The following is an 18,463-nucleotide window of genomic DNA, read 5'->3' as shown; positions in this document are numbered from 1 at the left end:
CGTTACGCCGGCGCGTCGGGCAGCACCACGGCGTCCTCCGCCCGGAAGGCCAGGCGGGCGGGCTCGCCGGGGGTCAGCGGCGGCTCGTCGCCGAGATGCGGGACCTGGACGGTGATGCCGCCCTCCAGGAAGGCGTTGATGAAGGCGCCCTCGAAATCGCGGTGGGTGACCCGCGCCTCCAGCGCGTTCTCCGCCCCCGCCCCCGCCGCCATGCGCTCCGGCCGGACGAACAAGGTGGCGCGGTCGCCGGGGCCGAGGCGGCGGGGGTTGCGCCCGACCAGACGACCGCGCGGCGTGTCCAGAACGGCCATGCCCCCCGCCGACTCGGCGACGGTGCCGGCAAAGCGGTTGTTCTCCCCGACGAAAGCGGCGACGAAGGCGGTTTCCGGATGGTCGTAGATGGCCCGGCCGTCGCCCACCTGCTCCAGCACGCCCCTGGACATCACGCCGATCCGGTCGGACATGGTCAGCGCCTCGCCCTGGTCGTGGGTGATGTAGATGAAGGTCACGCCGGTCCGCTTCTGCAGGTCGCGCAGCTCGGCGCGCATGTGCTGGCGCAGCTTGAGGTCCAGCGCCGACAGCGGCTCGTCCAACAGCAGGACGGCGGGCTCCACGGCCAGCGCGCGGGCGATGGCGATGCGCTGGCGCTGGCCGCCCGACAGCTCCGTCACCTTCTTTTCCGCGGCGTCGGGCAGGGCCACGAGGTCAAGCAGCTTGCGGACCCGCTCCTGGCGCTCCGCCGAGGGCACGCCGCGCACCTCCAGCCCGAAGCCGATGTTCTCCGCCACCGTCATCAGCGGGAACAGGGCGAGGTTCTGGAAGATCAGCGCGGTCGGCCGCTTGTTCGGGCCGATGCCGCGCATGTCGCGGCCGCCGATGCGGATGGCGCCCTCCGTCGGCTCCATGAAGCCGGAGACCATGCGCAGGATGGTGGTCTTGCCGCAGCCCGACGGGCCGAGGAAGCTGAAGAATTCCCCCGCCCCGACCGTCAGCGACACGTCGCGGACGGCGGTGACGGAACCGAACCGCATGGTGACGGACTCGAGCTGGACGTCCTGACTCATAGGCACCTGATTGGAAGGTCAATCCCTTGTGGGGCGATCACACGTCGCCGCCCTTAGCCCTCTCCCCTCTGGGGAGAGGGTGGCCCGGAGGGCCGGTGAGGGGGTTGCGCGTGACGGTGCGTCCGGCAAAAGCGCATCCCCCTCACCCTAACCCTCTCCCCGGAGGGGAGAGGGGACAATCGGGACGGGAGAGGGTCGCACTCACGCGGCCAGGAAGCGGTCCTGGTACTCGTTGCGGATGGAGACGTACCAGGCCTCCTGGATCGGCCACCACCACAGCTTCTGCAGCGCGTCGCCCGGATAGGCGTCGGCGAAGAACTGCTTGTTCAGGTCGGACAGATGCGCCTCCGCGCCGACCGCCGTGCTGGAGATGCCGGAATGGTTGGTGTAGAGGGCGCCCGCCTCCGGCGTGTAGAACCAGTTGATCCAGGCGTAGGCCTGCTCCAGGTTCGCCGCCTTGGCCGGGATCGCGAAGCCTTCCATCCAGGCCAGCGCGCCTTCCTTCGGCGCCAGGAAGCGGATCGGCAGGCCCTCCTTGCGCAGGGCGACCGCGGACGAATCCCAGGTCTGGCCGATCACGCAGCCGTTGGTGCGGAAGGCGCCCTGGGCCTCGTTCTCGTTCGACCAGAACTGGCCGATCGCCTTCTTGTTGGCCGCAGCCACCTGGAGGATCGCGTCGAAGTTGGCGCGCGCCTTCGCCTCGTCCTTGAACTGCTCGCGGATCGGGTGGGGCAGCTTGCCCTGGCCTTCCAGCCACAGGCCGATGCCGATCAGGCCGGAATGGCCGCGCACCGTCACCTTGCCGGCGTGCTCCGGCTTCCACAGGTCGCCGTAGCTGGCCGTGCCGTAGGTCAGCGGCGCCTTGGCCTGATCGTAGGCGATGGCCTCCGTCCCCCAGTCGGCGGGGGCGAAGAAGCGCTTGCCGCCGACCACGCCGCCCATGGCGGCGGAGCCCTCGACCGCCGACTTCAGGCAGCCGTCCCATTTGACCTTCGACTCGTCCAGCGGCTGGACCAGCTCGAACTCCACATAGTTCGGCACGCGGTCCACCGTGGGGTGGATGATGTCGAAGCCGGCGCCGCCGGTGGCCTTGAGCTGGTTCAGCAGCTCGTCGTTGGTGCCGTATTCGGTCAGGCTGGCCTTGATGCCGGTCTTCTTCTCGAAGTCGGCCAGCATGTCCGGGCTGATGTAGCCGGCCCAGGAGAAGATCTTGACGCTGCCCGACGCGGCGCGACCCTCGCGCAGGATGAAGGGGCCGACCGCCGCGACGCCCGCGGCGGCGGCGGTCCCCTGGAGCAGCAGGCGGCGGGTGAAGCCCTTGGCGGCGCGCTGCGTCTCGGCGCTGGAGCGCTGTTCCAGGCTGGTGGTTTCCGGAACCTTGGTCATGGCACCTGCTCTCCCCTTTTCTTATTGGCCCGAAATCATGCCGGCCATGCCCATCGCGGGGCCGGCCGCGGGGCCGGTCCAGCCGGACTCCGCCGCAGCGGCAACTGTGCCGCGATATCCGGGCGCCGTCCATGGCTCAAGCGGGAGTGGGCGCAAACTTCATCGGCCTGTAACGGCCCGAGGGACCGCCTCGAAGCCGTCAGCTCTCCAGCATGCGGCGGAGAAGCTCGACGTCCTCGGCGAAGGCGGGGTCGGTGGTGCGCAACTCCTCCACCTTCTTCACCGCGTGCATCACGGTGGTGTGGTCGCGCCCGCCGAACTTGCGCCCGATCTCCGGCAGGGAGCGGGCGGTGAGCTGCTTGGCGAGATACATGGCGACCTGGCGCGGGCGGGCCACGGCGCGGGCGCGGCGGGCCGAATGCATGTCGGCGACGCGGATGTTGAAATGCTCCGCCACCCGCTTCTGGATCTCGTCGATGGTGACGCGGCGGTCGTTGGCGCGCAGCAGGTCGTGCAGCACCTCCTGCGTCGATTCCAGCGAGATGGCCCGCCCGACCAGCTCGGCGTGCGCGACGATGCGGTTCAGCGCCCCTTCCAGCTCGCGCACGTTGGACGTGATCTTGTGGGCGAGGAACTCCAGAACCTTCAGCGGGATGGCCGCGTTCAGCGCGTCCGCCTTGGCCTGCAGGATGCCCAGCCGCAGCTCGTAGGTGGTCGGGTGGATGTCCGCGACGAGGCCCCAGCCGAGGCGGGAGCGCAGCCGCTCCTCCATGCCTTCCAGGTCGGACGGGCTCTTGTCGGCGGAGATGATGACCTGACGGTTCTGGTCCACCAGCGCGTTGAAGGTGTGGAAGAACTCCTCCTGGGTGCTGTCCTTGCCGCTGATGAACTGCACGTCGTCGATCATCAGCACGTCCACCGAGCGGAACTGCTGCTTGAAGGCCATGGTGTCCTTGAAGCGCAGCGCCCGAATGAACTGGTACATGAACTTTTCCGCCGACAGGTAGATCACCTTGCGGTTCGGATCGTTCCGCCGGATCTGCCAGGCGATGGCGTGCATCAGGTGCGTCTTGCCGAGCCCGACCCCGCCGTAGAGGAACAGCGGGTTGAAGGTGACCGAGGTGGCGTCGGCGACGCGCCGGGCGGCGGCGTGGGCCAGCTCGTTCGGCTTGCCGACCACGAAATTCTCGAAGGTGAAGCGGGGGTCCAACGGCGCCGAGATGTCGGTCCGGTCCTCCAGCACCGAGGCGACCGCCGTGGGCGACTCGTCCGACGCGAAGGAGGGCGGTCCCGCCGAATAGGATGAGCCGATGTAGGAATTGGCCCCGTAGGAGGCGGCCCCATAGGGAGCGGATTGGCTGAGCGCCGCGGCCCGCGGGGCGGGCGCCTGGGGAACCGGGCCGCCGCCGCCGGCGCCGTCGGCCGGAGCGGAGTCGCGCGACGGCTCGCCCGCGTCCTCGTCCGGCATCAGCATGGACGGGGCGTTGGCGGAGGCGACCACGACGTCGATGGACAGGACGTCCGGATTCTCGCCGGCCCACAGGTTGCGGATGCGGTCGGCGTAGTGGGTCAGCACCCAGTCGCGCATGAAGCGGGTGGGCACGACGATGCGCACCTCCCCGCCGCGGATGCCGGCGAAGGAAAGCGGCTGCAGCCAGCTGCGGTAGGCGATCTCGCCCACCTCGTCCTTGAGGCGGCCCCGGATGCGGGCCCACTGCTGATCCAACGACGCGCCGACCGACATGCTTCCCCTACCCCGCTCCTTTCCCCCCGGACGGCCCCGCGCCGCAGGGGGCACCGTCCCGCCCGACTGAACCCGGACCCCTTAACTTAGGCCCCGCGCCTTCAAAACGTTCCTCTCCTGAAGACTCCAACAGTGGATGCCTCCCAACTGGGCGGCAATACTATCCCTTCGGCGAAGTTGGACTCCGCCTTAGCCACGTCGAGTTTTAAGAAAAGCATCGCTCCAGGAGCAACGGGTTGAGTCGAGCTTCTTGAGCGTCCCGCAGCGTTGCCCGCCGCTTTGAACGTCTCCGTCCTTTAGCAAACGGCGCGTGACATTAAAGGCAACATCAGTGCGCCATTCCCAACGGATCGAAAGTCTAATCAGCCGCCCTCGCCGTGGCAATAGGACAGAAAGCGAACGGTCCGGACTGCGGCAAAAATCACGCAACCCCTCCGAAACGCGCCCCTGCCCTCACGAAAGACCAGGACCGCCGGGAGCGAATCGCCGCCCAGCAGCCGCGATCCCCTGTCCCACCGGAGTTCTGCCGGAGGACTCGGAAAGAACGGAGACTGTACTTATCAAAAACGCAAAAAGCCGCGCCCAGACCTGGTGCGCGGCTTTATAACGCCGAGTAAACTCAGAGAGCCTTGATGCGGGCCGACAGGCGCGACAGCTTGCGCGACACGGTGTTCTTATGCAGAACGCCCTTGGAGGCTCCACGCATCATTTCCGGCTGCGCGGCCTTGAAAGCCTCAGCGGCTTCAGCCTTGTTGCCGGACGAGATCGCCGTCTCGACCTTCTTCACGAAGGTACGGATACGGCTGACGCGGTTACGGTTGATCTCCGTACGACGCGCGGTTTGACGAATGCGCTTTTCAGCAGACTTATGATTGGCCATGAAAACCCTACTCCGGACGACACGCCTGTCCCAGTGCGAGGGGGCCTTATACGCTCCAGCCGAATGGGAGTCAAGGCACCGTCCAACACTGTTTTTCGGCAAAGGAAAGATTACGAGATCTTGACGGATTTCTGGTCCTCCCCCGCTAGATACGGGGGAGGAGTCGGGGGATGTCAGCGATGCTTCCAATCCGGCTGACGCTTTTCGGCGAAGGCGGCCATGCCTTCCTTCTGGTCTTCGGTGGCGAAAGTCGAGTGGAAGATTCGGCGCTCGACCCGGATGCCCTCGGACATGGTCGTCTCGTAGGCGGCGTTGACGGCGTCCTTGGCCATCATGACGACCGGGCGCGAGAGCTTGGCGATCTTCTCGGCGACCTTCACCGCCTCGTCCACCAGCTCCGCCGCCGGCACGATGCGGCTGACGAGGCCGGCGCGCTCGGCCTCGGCGGCGTCCATCAGGCGGCCGGTCAGGCACATCTCCATGGCCTTGGACTTCCCGACAAAGCGGGTCAGGCGCTGCGTGCCGCCGGCGCCGGGGATGGTGCCGATGGTGATCTCCGGCTGGCCGAACTTGGCGGTGTCGGCGGCCAGGATGAAGTCGGCCATCATCGCCAGTTCGCAGCCGCCGCCCAGCGCGTAGCCGGCGACCGCGGCGATGGTCGGCTTGCGGCACTTGGCCAGCCGCTCCCACTTGGCGGTGATGAAGTTGGCCTTGTAGACGTCCATGTAGGAGAAGTTCTGCATCTCCTTGATGTCGGCGCCGGCGGCGAAGGCCTTCTCCGAACCCGTGACCACGATGGCGCCGACGGAGTCGTCGGCCTCCAGCGCGTCCAGCGCCTGGCCCAGCTCGGTCACCAGCAGGTCGGACAGCGCGTTCAGCGCCTTGGGCCGGTTCAGCGTGACGAGCCCGACCGGTCCGCGGGTTTCGACGAGAATGGTTTCGTACGGCATGATGCAGCAGGCTCCCGTGGTTTGCCCCCTCGCTCCGGGCGGGGGTGCTTCTGGTTTGCTCTTGGTCTCGTTTGGAGGATCAGCGCGGAATCAGCGAGAAGCGGACGACCGTGGCCGCCGCCTTCTGGGCAGCGGCTCGGGCCGGCTCGACGAATTCCAGGCGCAGCTCCTCGCCCTCCCGCAGGAAACTGGCGCTTCCACCCGCCCATTGCGGGGCGCGGCTCCAGCCGAGCTGCGGCATGGTCTGGTTGTAGAAGGACAGGACCGCGTTGCGGTCCATGGCGCCCGCCATGACGGACTGCGCGATGCGTCCGGCGGGCTTGTCGAAGACCAGCGGCGCCTCCTCGGCGGGGGCGAGGCCCGGCATGACCGGCACGTCCCCCATGCCTTCGACGTAACGGGCGGAGTCGGCGCGGGCGGGGTCGGCCGCCCAGGCGGACGAGGTTGCGGGCAAAGGAACCCCGGCCAGACCCGCAAGGGCGGGGCCGGCGAGGAGGAGGGCGGCGAGTGTCGCCCTCGCGGTGGCCGATGGAGCCGTCATACCTTCCACCTATATCAACGCTGGCGTTGCGGACAATAGAAAGTCGAACGGCCCGCCTGGACGATCCGGCGGACGCCCCCGGTCTTCGCCACATCGCAGCTGCAGCCCGGACAGGGCGCGCCCTCGCGGTCGTAGACCGAGAACTGGTGCTGGAAATAGCCGAGCTCCCCCGACGCCTGCCGGTAGTCGCGCAAGCTGGATCCCCCCGCGGCGATGGCCCGCTCCAGCACCGCGCGGATCGCCGTGGCCAGCCGCTCCGCCTTGGCGCCGGTCACCGTGGCGGCGATGCGCGTGGGGCTGAGGCGGGCGAGGAACAGCGCCTCCGACACGTAGATGTTGCCGAGCCCGGCGACCACGCTCTGGTCCAGCAGGGCGGCCTTGATGCTGGTCATCCGCCCGGCCAGCCGCGCGGCCAACACCGGTCCGGAGAACGCGTTGCCCAGCGGCTCCGGCCCCAGCGCGCGCAGCAGCGGGTGCTCGGCGAGCGTCTCCGCCATGGCGAGGTCCATCAGGCCGAAGCGGCGCGCGTCGTTGAAGGTCACCACCGTTCCGGCGTCGGTCTCCAGCACGACATGGTCGTGGGCGCCCCAGGCGGCGGGCCGTTCCGGCGTGATGATCATACGGCCCGACATGCCGAGATGGGCGATCAGCACCGTCCCGTCGTCGAGATGGACCAGGATGTATTTGGCGCGGCGGCGCACCGACTCGACACGGCGGCCGGTCAGCCGCTCGCAGAAGCTGTCCGGAAAGGGAACGCGCAGGTTGGCGCGGCGCTGGAGCACCTGGACCAGGGTCCGCCCCTCCAGATGCGGGGCGAGGCCACGGCAGACGGTTTCGACTTCGGGAAGTTCGGGCATGATGGCAAGGAGGATGGTGGGAAGCGCCGGTTGACGCAAGGGGCGCCTTCAGCCCTCCAAACCGTCCACCAGCCCCCGCAAGGCGCGCGCCACCGCCTCCGCCGGGCCGGACCAGTCGCCCCTCCGGGTCTGGCGGAACAGGCGGGCGGTGGGATACCAGGGGCTGTCCTCCCGCCCCATCAACCAACGCCAATCCGGCGAGTGCGGCAGCACGACCCACACCGGCACCCCCAGCGCCCCGGCCAGATGCGCCGGCCCGGTGCAGGAGGAGATCACGAGGTCGAGGTTGCGCATGATCGCCGCGGTGTCGGCGAAATCGGCGATGTCCGGCCCGAGGTCGGTGAAGGAAGGCGGCATGTCCACCCCTTCCAGATCCTCCCGCCCCGGCCCTTTCTGAAGCCCGAAGAAGCGCACGCCCGGCACCTCCAGCACCGGCCGCAGCCCGGCCAGCCGGGGCGAGCGCTGCGCGTCGCCGTGAAAGGACGGGTTTCCCGCCCAGACCAGCCCGACCCGCAGCCCGACCCGCCGCTGGGCATCCGGGTCCGCATCCCGCAGGCGGTGGACCCAGCGACCGCACCACTCTTCGGGCGTGCCGAGATAGGGCACGCGGGCGGGGATCGCCTCAAGGCTTGGGCAGAACAGGCCGGCGAGGCTCATCAACGGAATCTGGACGTCCGTGTCGGGCAAGCCGCTCACGCCCGGAAAGTCGGGAGCCCGCGGGATCACCGTCACCCGCGCCGGATCGGTGTTGCGCTCCAGCAGCGGCAGGAGAGGACCGTGCGCCTCCAGATAGACGCGCGCCGGGGCGGCCTGCAGCACATGATCCAGGAAGCGGATGAACTGGATGGTGTCGCCCAGCCCTTGCTCCGCATGGACCAGAATGGTCCGCCCCGCCAAATCGGTGCCGTCCCAGAGCGGCTGGCGGAAGGGGCGGCGCTGCCCGGCCAGGGCCTCGCTCCGCCAGCGCCACTCGTACTCCGCCCAGCCGGCGGCGTAATCGCCCAGGCGCAGCAGCAGATGGGCCAGATTCCAGTGGGCGACGGTCAGTTGCGGCGCCACCCGCAGGGCGCCGCGGAAGGCCTCCTCCGCGTCCCGCGGGCGGTCGAGATGCACCAGGGCATCGCCGCGGACGACCTGGGCCTCGCCCAGATCCGGGGCCAGCCGCAACGCCCGCTCGGCCAGCCGCAGGGCCTGCGCATCCTCCCCGATCTGGATGGTCAGCGCGCCGAGGTTGGACAGGGACGGCGCGTGCGCCGGATCGCAGACCAGCGCCGCGCGGCCGGCGGTCATCGCCTCCTCCCGCCGTCCCAGGGCGGTCAGCGCCAGCCCGAGCTTGGCATGGCCCTCCGCCTCCTGCGGGGCCAGGGCGCGCGCGCGGCGGGCCAACCGCTCCGCCGCCGCCGCGTCGCGCCCATCGAGCCGGCACAGCGACAGGTTCCACAGCGCCAGGGCCTCCGCCGGACGTGCGGCCAGAAGCCCCCGGAACAGCCGTGCGGTCTCCTCCACCCGGCCATCGCGGTAAAGCGCGGCGGCGTGGGTGGAGAGGAGCGGCACCCCCACCGCCTCCGCCACCGGGCGGGTGAGCCGCGCCACCGCCTGCCCAACCTTCCCTCCATCAAGAAGCTCCCGCCCCTCCCGCTCCACCGCCCGGTCGGCGAGGTAGCGCGCCTCCAGGCTGTCGGGCTGGAGCGTCAGGAGCCGTTCCAGCACCAGCAGCGACTCGTCGTGCCGCCCGACGCCGCGGCAGGCCAGGGCGAGCTGGAACGCCGCCGCCGCATGGTCGGGCTGGAGCGCCAGCGTCCGCCGCAGGGCATCCACCGCCCCATGCCCGTCCTCCAGGATCAGCCGGACGCGGGCGAGGTCGTAGCGCAGGCCCGGATTGTCGGGAACCAGCCCGATGGCCCCCACGAACAGCGCCGCCGCCAATTTCGGCCGGTCCGTCTGGCCGTAAAGCACGCCCAGCAGATGCAGCGCCGTCGCCTGATGGGGATCGGCGTCGAGGATGCGGCCATAGAGAATTTCGGCCTCGGCCAGACGGCCGGACTCGTGGTGGTCGAAGGCGATGGCCAGGGCTTCCGCGATTGTCGCCATGTGTCCGTGCCGGGCCGTGGGGGGGAGTGAAGGGGTGTGAGGACGCGAAGGGTAGCAGAGCTATGGGAAAAGCGCGCGCAGCCGGCCGGTCACGGCATCCAGCGGCGTCCGCCAATCCCCCGCCGCCGGCTGACGGAACAGGCGGGCCGAGGGATACCAGGGCGAGTCGTCCCGGCCGACCAGCCAGCGCCAGTCCGGCGCATGGGACAGCAGGACCCAGACCGGATGGCCCAGCGCGCCGGCGAGATGGGCGGTGGCGTTGTCGATGGTGACGACGAGGTCGGTGGCGGCGATCTGCGCGGCCAGCCCGTCCAGGTCGTCCTTACGGTCCAGCCCGGGCGGCAGCGCGACGGCAACGCCCTCCGCCGCCAGGGCGGCCACCTCCGCCGTGCAGTCGCCGTATTGCAGGACCACCATGTCGGCGCCCGCGGCGTGCAGCGCGCGTGTCAGATCGGCCAGCGGCACGTTGCGCAGGCGCCCCCATTTCGGGTTGGTGGTGTGCCAGGCGATGCCGACCAGGGGGCGCCGGCCACTCCGCTGAACCGCCGGTGTCCGCGCCGGGTCGGCGGCCAGGATCGGGCGCAGCCGGCGGAAATCCTCCTCGGCGCGCAGCAGAAGGCGCGGCAGGCTGCCCGACGGGATCTGCGCAGCGATGTCCGGAGCCGACAGGCGCGGGTCCGTCAGCGGGCCGCGCGGCACCACCTCGACCCCCGGCAGCGAGCGGGCGAACAGCGGCGCCAGCCGGGCGTCGCATTCCAGCAGGCAGCCGGCCAAGGCCGGCGTTGATGATTGCGTCTTATCTGTTGACGATTGCGTCAACAAAGGGAGCAGCGTGGCGAACATCAGTTCATCGCCGACACCCTGCTCCCCCCAGACGAGCAGCCGCCCGCCGCCCAGCGGCTGGCCGGTCCACCACGGCTGCGGGAAACGCCCGGCGGTGCGGCACCAGGGTTCGGCGGACCAGCGGTCCTCCCAGGCGTCCCAGCCCACCGCGAAGCGCCCGAGCGCCAGCAGCGCCGAGGCCCGCGCCAGCCGCGCATCGGCCAGGGCGGGGTCGCGGGCGAGCGCTGCCTCCGCCTCCGCCAACGCCGCCTCCGGGTCGCCGCAGAGCGCGTGGGCGTCGGCGAGGTTGTTGCGGATGGCCGCCGAGTCCGGCTGGAGCGCCGCCGCCCGCAGCAAGGCCTCCCGCGCGCCGCCCGGAGCGCCCTGCCCCTTCAGCACGTTGGCCCGGTTGTTCCACAGCGCGGCGTCGGCGGGGTCCAGCGCCAGACCACGCTCGTAGGCGCTGCGGGCCGAAGACAGCGCGCCGCGGTCCTTCCGCCACGCGCCCAGCCGGTTCCACAGCGCCTCCTGCTCCGGGTCGAGCCGCAGGGCGCGGCGCAGTTCCCCTTCCCCCGCGTTGGGCCGCAGAGCCAGCGCCCCCAGCAGGGCGGCGTCGTCCGGCGCCAGCAGCGCGGCGATCCGCCGCTGGGTCAGCGCCGCCTCCGGCCGGCCCAGCGCGTCCAGCGCCCGGGCTCGGTTTATGCGCGGGTCGGCCAGCCCCGGTTGAAGGTCCAGCGCGGCGCGCAGGGCCCGCTCCGCCGTTGCCGGATCGTCGGCGGCCAGCCGGCGCACCGCGAAATTGTTGAGAAGCGCCACCCGCTCCGGATCGAGGGCGGCGGCGCGGGCCAGCGCCTCCGCCGCCCCGCCGAACCGGCCCAGCGCCTCCAGCAGATTGGCGTGGTTGGCGTGCAGGTCGGGCTGGCCTCCATCCTGACCATCGATGGCGGCGATGGCCTGCTCGACCAGCGCGCAGCCTTCCTCCAGCCGCCCGCATTGGGCGAGGAGGAGGCCGCGCAGATGCAGGGCCGGCGGGTGGCCGGGAACGGCGTCGAGGATCTGCCCGTAGACCGAGTCGGCCTCGGCGAAGCGCCCCTCCCGCTGGAGGTCGAAGGCGATCAGCAGGGCTTCCTGCAGCGTGGCCATGGTCCCCCGTCCGTCCGCCATCATCCACTGGCATCGTCCACCGGCAGGCACGGTGGCGAAGCCGGGACGCGGGGTCAAGCCCGCAAAAACCGCGCGCCGGGGGTGCGTCACGGCAACGCCCCGGCTGGCGCAAGCCCAGACCGCGCGCTATGTTGCGCGCCATGACCGATCCGCGCACCCCCTCCGCCCCGTCCCAGCCCGCAGCTCCGGCCCAGGCCACCGGCGTGTCCGCCGGGGCCGAAGGGAACTGGTTCGGCTACCGCCCCGTCGACCCCGACGCCAAGTCCGGCCTCGTCCGCGCCGTCTTCGACAGCGTGGCCGGACGCTACGACCTGATGAACGACCTGATGTCGGGCGGCATCCACCGGCTGTGGAAGGACACGCTGATGGAGATGGTGGCGCCGCGCGCCGACATGACGCTGCTCGACGTGGCGGGCGGCACCGGCGACATCGCCTTCCGTTTCCTGGAGCGCGGCGGCGGGCGGGCCGTGGTCTGCGACATCACCGAGTCGATGGTCCGAGTCGGGCGCGACCGTTCCTACGACCGCAACCTGCTGACCGGCGTGAACTGGACGGTCGGCGACGCCGAAAGGCTGCCCATCGCCTCCCGTTCGGTGGACGCCTATACGATTGCGTTCGGCCTGCGCAACGTCACGCGCATCGACGCCGCGCTTTCCGAGGCGCGCCGCGTGTTGAAGCCCGGCGGAAAGTTCTTCTGCCTGGAGTTCAGCCACGTGGTCCTTCCGGTCCTGCGCGAGATCTACGACGTCTATTCCTTCCAGGTCCTGCCGCGGCTCGGCCGCATGGTGGCCGGGGACGAGGACAGCTACCGCTATCTGGCGGAGAGCATCCGCCGCTTCCCCGAGCAGCAGGCCATGGTCAAGCGCATCGAGGCCGCGGGCTTCGGCGCGGTGCGCGTGCGCAACCTAACGGGCGGCATCGCCGCCATCCATTCCGGCTGGCGGATCTGACCGGATGCTGTTCCGGACCGCCCGAAACATCGGCCGCCTCTTCGTGATCGGCCGCACGCTGGCGCGCTACAACGCGCTGCCGGAAACGCTGCCGCAGACCGCCCCCGGCTTCGCCCTGTTCTGGCGCTGGGTCGGCAACGCCAAGGAGCCGGGCCGCGTCGGCCAGCGGCTGGCCCGCGCGCTGGCTGATTTGGGGCCGACCTACATCAAGCTGGGGCAGCTGCTGTCCACCCGCTCCGACCTCGTCGGCGAGCGGATGGCGCTGGATCTGGCCGAGCTTCAGGACAAGCTGCCGCCCTTCCCCGGCGCCCAGGCCCGCGCCATCGTCGAGGAGGAGCTGGGCGCCCCCATCGGGACGCTGTTCCGCAGCTTCGACGAGGTGCCGGTCGCCGCCGCCTCCATCGCGCAGGTGCATTTCGCCGTCACCGCCGAGGGGCGGGAGGTCGCGGTGAAGGTGCTGCGGCCGGGCATCGAGAACGCCTTCGAGCGGGACATTGACCTGTTCTACTGGCTGGCCGAGCTGGCCGTCCTGGTCATGCCCAAGCTGAAGCGGCTGCGCCCGCGCGAGGTGGTGGACACCTTCGCCCGCACCTCCCGCCTGGAGATGGAACTGCGGATGGAAGCCGCGGCGGCGTCGGAGCTGGGCGACAACTTCAAGGACGACCCCACCTTCAACGTGCCGGCCATCGACTGGGACCGCACGGCGCGCCGCGTCCTGACGCTGGAGCGCATCCGCGGCTTCAAGGTGGACGAGTCGGAAAGGCTCGACGCCGCCGGCTACGACCGCGACGAGATTTTGGCCAAGGCCTCGGCCAGCTTCTTCAACCAGGTGTTCCGCGACGGCTTCTTCCACGCCGACCTGCATCCGGGCAACCTGTTCGTCACCCAGGACGGCAACATCACCGCCGTCGATTTCGGCATCATGGGCCGGCTGGACCGGGCGACGCGGACCTACCTCGCCGACATGCTCATCGGCTTCCTGACCGGCGACTATCGCCGCGTCGCCGTGGTGCATTTCGAGGCGGGCTACGTCCCCCGCCACCAGTCGATCGAGGTCTTCACCCAGGCCTGCCGCGCCATCGGCGAGCCGTTGCAGAACAAGCCGCTGAGCGAGATCTCCGTCGGCCGGCTGCTCGCCCAGCTCTTCGCGGTGACCGAGCAGTTCGAGATGGAGACCCAGCCGCAGCTCCTCCTGCTTCAGAAGAGCATGCTGACGGCGGAGGGGGTGGGCCGTATCCTGAACCCGAACATCAACATGTGGGAGCTGGCGCGCCCGCTGATCGAGGACTGGATGCGCGAGAACCGCGGGCCGGAAGCCCAGATCCTCGACGATCTGGAGGCCATGGTGTCGACGGTGCGCCGCCTGCCCCGTCTGGTGAACCAGGCCGAACGCGCCGCCGCCGAGCTGGCCGACGGCGGCCTGCGCCTGCACCCCCATTCGATCAAGCACATGCTCGACCGCTGGGTGGAGCGCCGGATCAGCGAGCGCGTCGCCCTGTGGATCATCGTCGTCCTGCTGACGGTGATCGCGGTGAAGGTGCTGTAGATCCATTTTGGCTGAGCGCGGAAGGGGTGCGACGGGGTGCCCCTCCCCCTTGGGCGTCGTTGACCCCGCCGCCGCCCGGCCGGACACTGGAATCGTCGCAACCGTTCGCGGAGGGAAGCCATGGCCCGCGACGAATTCCAGGCGCTTCTGACCTACATCCGAACCGACCAGCTCCAGCCGCACCGGCCCCGCTCCGGCCCACTGGAGTCCCCGCCCCCCGTCGTCACCATCGCCCGCGAGCACGGGGCCGGCGGCGAGGTGATTGCGGCGAAGCTCGGCGGGTCGCTGGGGGTGCCCTGCTTCGACAAGGAAATCCTCGACGCCGTGGTGGCGACGGCCACCTCCGACCCGACGCTGATGCGCCAGCTCGACGAGAAGCTGCCGGGGCGGGCGGGGATGTTCCTTTACGCCAGCCTGATGGGGCTGCACGACCCGCTGACCGAGTACCAGCGGCTGCTGACCCGCGTGGTCAACGGCATCGCCTTCCGCGGCGGGGTGATCGTCGGGCGTGGGGCGCATTTGCTGCTGCGCGGGGCGCCGCGCTTCCGCGTCCGCATCGTCGGCTCGGACGAGGTCTGCGCCGCGCGGCTGGCCGGCGGCGATCCCGCCAAGGTCGCCGACGCGCTGCATGAGGTGCAGCGGGTCAACGCCGCCCGCACCAAGTATTTCAAGGAGTTCTTCAAGGTCTCCAACAGCGATCCGCTGCAATACGACCTGATCGTCAACACCGACCGCTTCACCGATCTGGACGCCGTGGTCGATGTGATCCTGCACGCCTACCGGGTCCATGGCGGGCATGAGGAGGCTCAGCCGCCGTCCTCGATCCACCAGGACTCGACCAGCGGGCCGTAGAGGGGCGTCGCCTCCGGGTGCTTCAGCCGCGACCAGCGGGCCATGCGGTCGGCCGGGCTGTGGAACAGCGGCACCATATATTGTCCCCACAGCAGCACCCGGTCGAGCGCACGGACGCGGGCCACGAGGTCGGCGCGGGTCCGCGCCTCGGCGATGGAGGCGGCGATGGCGTCCACCACCGGGTCGCGGATGCCGGGATAGTTGCGGCTGCCCGGCTGGTCCGCTGCCTCGGACCCGTAATAGTAAAGTTGCTCATTGCCCGGCGAGAGGCTGGAAACCCACCAGCGCAGGGTCATGTCGAAGTCGAAATGATCGAGGCGCGCCTGATACTGCGCGTTGTCCACCGTGCGCACCGTGGCGGCGATGCCCAGCCGCTCCAGCGAACGGGCGTATTCCAGCGCCACCCGCTCGTCCGCCGGGTTGCCCAGCAGGATTTCGAAGGCGAAAGGATGCCCCGCCCCGTCGGTCAGCCGCCCGCCGCTCACCCGCCAGCCGGCCTCCGCCAGCAGGCGCAGCGCCTCGCGCAGGTTGCCCCGCGCCCCCGCCGGGCCGCTGCCGTCGGTATGCGGCAGGGTGAAGGGCGTGGTGAACAACTCCGGCGGCAGGCGGTCGCGGAAGGGCTCCAGCACCGACCGTTCCTCCGGCCCCGGCACCCCCTCCGCCGCCAACTCGGAGTTCGGGTAATAGCTGGCGGTGCGGACCAGCGCGCCGTGGAACAGCGTCTTGCCGATCCAGGCGAAATCGGTGGCGAGACCCAGCGCCTGCCGCACCCGGATGTCTTGGAACGGCGGGCGGCGGGTGTTGAAGATCAGGCCGCGGGCGAACTCCGGGCGGCGGTGCGGCAGTTCCTCCAGCACGATCCGCCCCGCGCGGAGCGCCGGGCCGTCGTAGCCGGTGGCCCATTTGGCGGGGTCGGATTCGCGCCGCACGTCGCCCTGCCCGGCCAGGAAAGCTTCCAGAGCCACCGAGTCGTCGCGGTAATAGGTAAAGTCCAGCGTGTCGGCGTTGAACAGCCCGCGCCGCGACGGCAGGTCCCGCCCCCAGTAGTCGGCCACCCGCTCGTAGACGATGCGCCGTCCGGCCTCCGCCTGTTTGACCCGATAGGGGCCGCTGCCCAGCGGCGGGTCGAGCGTCGTGGCGGCGAAGTCCCGCCCCGCCCACCACGCCTTGGCGTGGATCGGCATCAGCCCCATCAGCAGCGGCATCTCGCGGTCGAAACGTCCGTCCGGGCCGGGGGCGAAGGCGAAGCGGACGGTGCGCTCGTCCGGCGCCGCGGCGCTCGTCACCTTGGCGTAGAATTGGCGGCGGTTCGGCGTGCCGTGGGCGCGCTGGACCTCCAGCGAGAACAGCACGTCCGCGGCGGTCACCGGCGTCCCGTCGTGCCAGCGCGCGGCGGGGTTCAGGTGAAAGACGGCGGCGCTGCGATCCTCCGGCACCTCCAGGCTCTCGGCCAGCAGGCCGTAGAGCGAGAAGGGTTCGTCCCACGAGCGGGTCAGCATCGTTTCGAAGACGAAACCGAGCCCCAGGGCGGGCACGCCCTTGACCACATGGGGGTTCAGCGTGTCGAAGCCGCCGGTCACCGCCTGGCGCAGGGTGCCGCCCTTCGGCGCGTCGGGGTTGACGTAGGCGAAATGCGCGAAGCCCGGCGGGTAGGCGGGCTCGCCATGCATGGCGATGGCGGGCATGGCGATGGCGTGGGAAGGCCCCGGCGGTGGTTCGGCCCGCGCGGCAAGGGGAAACAAGGCGAGACAGAGCAGCGCGAGACGGAGGAAGGGCATGGCGAAGGCTCGTCCCTTTGCCGCACCTGCGCAAGTGCGCTTTGACTTATGGCCGCATCTGCCTAAAACTCCGCGCGCGCGGCGCCGGGAGCTTTGGCCCGCGTCCACAACCAAGCGCAACCCGCTTTTGCAGTCGAAGGATGGTTTTCCATGGATCTCAGCAAGGTTCCGGTCGGCAAGAACGCCCCGTGGGACGTGAACGTGGTCATCGAGATCCCGTTGCGCGGCGAGCCGGTGAAGTACGAGATCGACAAGGAGTCGGGCGCGATGTTCGTCGACCGCTTCCTGCACACCGCCATGTACTACCCCTGCAACTACGGCTTCATCCCGCACACCCTGTCGGGTGACGGCGACCCGGTGGACGTCTGCGTGGTCGGCCGCCATTCGGTCATCCCGGGCGCCGTCCTGCGCTCGCGCCCGATCGGCGTGCTGTTCATGGAGGACGAGGGCGGCGAGGACGAGAAGCTGCTGGCCGTTCCGGTCGACAAGCTGCACCCGTTCTACAGCAGCGTGAAGTCCTACAAGGACCTGCCGGAGATCACCACCGAGCAGATCGCCCACTTCTTCCAGCACTACAAGGATCTGGAAAAGGGCAAGTGGGTGAAGATCCTGCGCTGGGGCGACGAGCAGGAAGCCGCCAAGAAGATCCAGGAAGGCATGGAGCGCGCCGCCGCCGCCACCAAGGGCCAGCTCGGCCCGGTGGTCTGACGCGCCTCTCGACTGGACGGGTTGCAAGGGCCGGCTCCGCAGCGCGGGGCCGGTCCTGCAACGCGGACCAGTCCCGCTTTTTCCTTCACCCCGTCAGGGCAGCGACTTCTCCACCGAGGTCACCGCCTCCTTCAGGATTTCCGCGCTGCGCTTCAGCGCCGCCGCCTCTTCCTCCGACAGGTCGGGCATCACCGTCTCCAGGACGCCGCCGGCGCCGATCACCCGCGGCAGCGACAGCGCCACGTCCGGCACCCCCAGAACCTCGTCGTTGAGGATGGAGCAGGTCAGCACCGCCCGCTCGTCCCCGGCGATGGCCGCCACGATGCGCGACAGGCCGCCGGCGATGCCGAAGGCCGTGTGCCCCTTGCCGTCGATGATGCGGTAGGCGGCGCGGCGCACGCCCTCGTCGATGGCGGCGCGGTCCTCGGCGGTCAGGGGACGCTTCAGCCGCTCGGCGCCGCGATCCACCGGCAGGCAGGCCACGGTGGCGCCGGACCACAGCAGGACTTCCGAATCGCCATGCTCGCCCACCACATGGGCGTGCACCGACTTCGGCGTCACCCCCAGCCGGTCGGCCAGCAGGGCGCGGAAGCGCGCGGTGTCGAGGATCGTGCCGGAGCCGATCACCCGCGACGGCGGCAGGCCGGAGATGCGGGTGGCGATCTGCGTCATCACGTCCAGCGGGTTGGTCGCCACCAGCAGGATGGCGTCGGGCGCCGCCGCCAGGACCGCCGGGATGATGGCGCCGAAGACCGCCGCGTTGCGCTCCAGCAGCTGCAGGCGCGTCTCGCCGGGCCGCTGCGCCACGCCGGCGGCCAGCACGACCACCCCGGCCCCCGCCAGCGCCGCGTAGCCGCCCTGGCGCACTTGGGCGGCGCGGGCGAAGGGCACGGCGTGAGCGATGTCCTGCGCCTGGGCCGCGGCCAGCTTCTCGTTCATGTCGACCAGCACGACCTCGCTGGCCGCACCGCTCATCACCATGGCGAATCCCGCCGTGGCGCCCACCGCGCCGGCCCCGACGATCCCGACCTTCATGACTCCCGCTCCCTGTTCTTTTCCATTGAGGGTCAACAGGGTGGAGCATCGCGCCCGCCCGCTCAAGCCCCGATGCGCGGCAGGGATATCCGCTC

General features: G+C 70.4%; 15 protein-coding genes. 4 read left to right on the top strand and 11 right to left on the bottom strand.

Annotation, left to right across the window (positions count from 1 at the left end; genetic code table 11):
• Nucleotides 1-2: 2 nt before the first annotated feature.
• The 9 genes from AMK58_RS00920 to AMK58_RS00880 all read right to left on the bottom strand — a co-directional run bounded on the left by AMK58_RS00920 (nt 3) and on the right by AMK58_RS00880 (nt 11,478).
• Nucleotides 3-1,064 (bottom strand): ABC transporter ATP-binding protein, encoded by a 1,062-nt coding sequence (locus AMK58_RS00920; protein ID WP_059398487.1) that lies wholly within the window; start codon nt 1,062-1,064, stop codon nt 3-5.
• Between the two features lie 201 nt (nt 1,065-1,265).
• Nucleotides 1,266-2,450, bottom strand: a complete 1,185-nt coding sequence (locus AMK58_RS00915) for an extracellular solute-binding protein (protein ID WP_174436726.1) — start codon at nt 2,448-2,450, stop codon at nt 1,266-1,268.
• Nucleotides 2,451-2,649: 199 nt separating this feature from the next.
• On the bottom strand, nt 2,650-4,194 hold the full coding sequence (gene dnaA / locus AMK58_RS00910) for a chromosomal replication initiator protein DnaA (protein ID WP_059398486.1): 1,545 nt from the start codon (nt 4,192-4,194) through the stop codon (nt 2,650-2,652).
• 619 nt (nt 4,195-4,813) lie between these two features.
• Nucleotides 4,814-5,074, bottom strand: coding sequence for a 30S ribosomal protein S20 (gene rpsT, locus AMK58_RS00905; protein WP_014238814.1), 261 nt, complete (start codon nt 5,072-5,074; stop codon nt 4,814-4,816).
• A 173-nt stretch (nt 5,075-5,247) separates the two neighbouring features.
• Nucleotides 5,248-6,024 (bottom strand): enoyl-CoA hydratase, encoded by a 777-nt coding sequence (locus tag AMK58_RS00900; protein ID WP_035672539.1) that lies wholly within the window; start codon nt 6,022-6,024, stop codon nt 5,248-5,250.
• 79 nt (nt 6,025-6,103) lie between these two features.
• Nucleotides 6,104-6,565, bottom strand: coding sequence for a hypothetical protein (locus AMK58_RS00895; RefSeq protein ID WP_035672536.1), 462 nt, complete (start codon nt 6,563-6,565; stop codon nt 6,104-6,106).
• A gap of 14 nt (nt 6,566-6,579) precedes the next feature.
• Complete coding sequence (gene mutM, locus AMK58_RS00890) at nt 6,580-7,422, bottom strand: bifunctional DNA-formamidopyrimidine glycosylase/DNA-(apurinic or apyrimidinic site) lyase (RefSeq protein ID WP_035672584.1); 843 nt, start codon at nt 7,420-7,422, stop codon at nt 6,580-6,582.
• A gap of 48 nt (nt 7,423-7,470) precedes the next feature.
• The gene (locus AMK58_RS00885; protein WP_059398485.1) at nt 7,471-9,513 is read right to left on the bottom strand and encodes a tetratricopeptide repeat protein; all 2,043 of its coding nucleotides are present in this window, start codon (nt 9,511-9,513) and stop codon (nt 7,471-7,473) included.
• Nucleotides 9,514-9,573: 60 nt separating this feature from the next.
• Nucleotides 9,574-11,478: a tetratricopeptide repeat protein gene (locus AMK58_RS00880; protein WP_059399023.1), complete on the bottom strand. Its 1,905-nt coding sequence runs from the start codon at nt 11,476-11,478 to the stop codon at nt 9,574-9,576.
• Nucleotides 11,479-11,639: 161 nt separating this feature from the next.
• On the opposite strand from AMK58_RS00880, the gene AMK58_RS00875 reads away from it, so the two are divergent.
• The 3 genes from AMK58_RS00875 to AMK58_RS00865 all read left to right on the top strand — a co-directional run bounded on the left by AMK58_RS00875 (nt 11,640) and on the right by AMK58_RS00865 (nt 14,847).
• The gene (locus AMK58_RS00875) at nt 11,640-12,449 is read left to right on the top strand and encodes a class I SAM-dependent methyltransferase (RefSeq protein WP_079285102.1); all 810 of its coding nucleotides are present in this window, start codon (nt 11,640-11,642) and stop codon (nt 12,447-12,449) included.
• 4 nt (nt 12,450-12,453) lie between these two features.
• On the top strand, nt 12,454-13,995 hold the full coding sequence (gene ubiB, locus AMK58_RS00870) for a 2-polyprenylphenol 6-hydroxylase (protein WP_236778150.1): 1,542 nt from the start codon (nt 12,454-12,456) through the stop codon (nt 13,993-13,995).
• 120 nt (nt 13,996-14,115) lie between these two features.
• Nucleotides 14,116-14,847 (top strand): cytidylate kinase-like family protein, encoded by a 732-nt coding sequence (locus AMK58_RS00865; RefSeq protein WP_035670069.1) that lies wholly within the window; start codon nt 14,116-14,118, stop codon nt 14,845-14,847.
• Here AMK58_RS00865 and AMK58_RS00860 read toward each other — a convergent pair.
• The gene (locus AMK58_RS00860) at nt 14,802-16,625 is read right to left on the bottom strand and encodes an extracellular solute-binding protein (RefSeq protein ID WP_059398484.1); all 1,824 of its coding nucleotides are present in this window, start codon (nt 16,623-16,625) and stop codon (nt 14,802-14,804) included. The two genes, AMK58_RS00865 and AMK58_RS00860, sit on opposite strands and share 46 nt — an antisense overlap.
• A gap of 150 nt (nt 16,626-16,775) precedes the next feature.
• Between AMK58_RS00860 and ppa the strand changes: the two genes are divergently transcribed.
• Complete coding sequence (gene ppa / locus AMK58_RS00855; RefSeq protein ID WP_035670072.1) at nt 16,776-17,333, top strand: inorganic diphosphatase; 558 nt, start codon at nt 16,776-16,778, stop codon at nt 17,331-17,333.
• 93 nt (nt 17,334-17,426) lie between these two features.
• On the opposite strand, the gene AMK58_RS00850 is transcribed toward ppa, so the two are convergent.
• Nucleotides 17,427-18,368, bottom strand: coding sequence for an L-lactate dehydrogenase (locus AMK58_RS00850; protein ID WP_059398483.1), 942 nt, complete (start codon nt 18,366-18,368; stop codon nt 17,427-17,429).
• Nucleotides 18,369-18,463 lie beyond the last annotated feature (95 nt).

This window comes from Azospirillum brasilense, assembly GCF_001315015.1.
GTDB classification, from domain to species: Bacteria; Pseudomonadota; Alphaproteobacteria; order Azospirillales; family Azospirillaceae; genus Azospirillum; species Azospirillum brasilense.
This window is presented reverse-complemented; position numbering and strand designations above follow the sequence as displayed.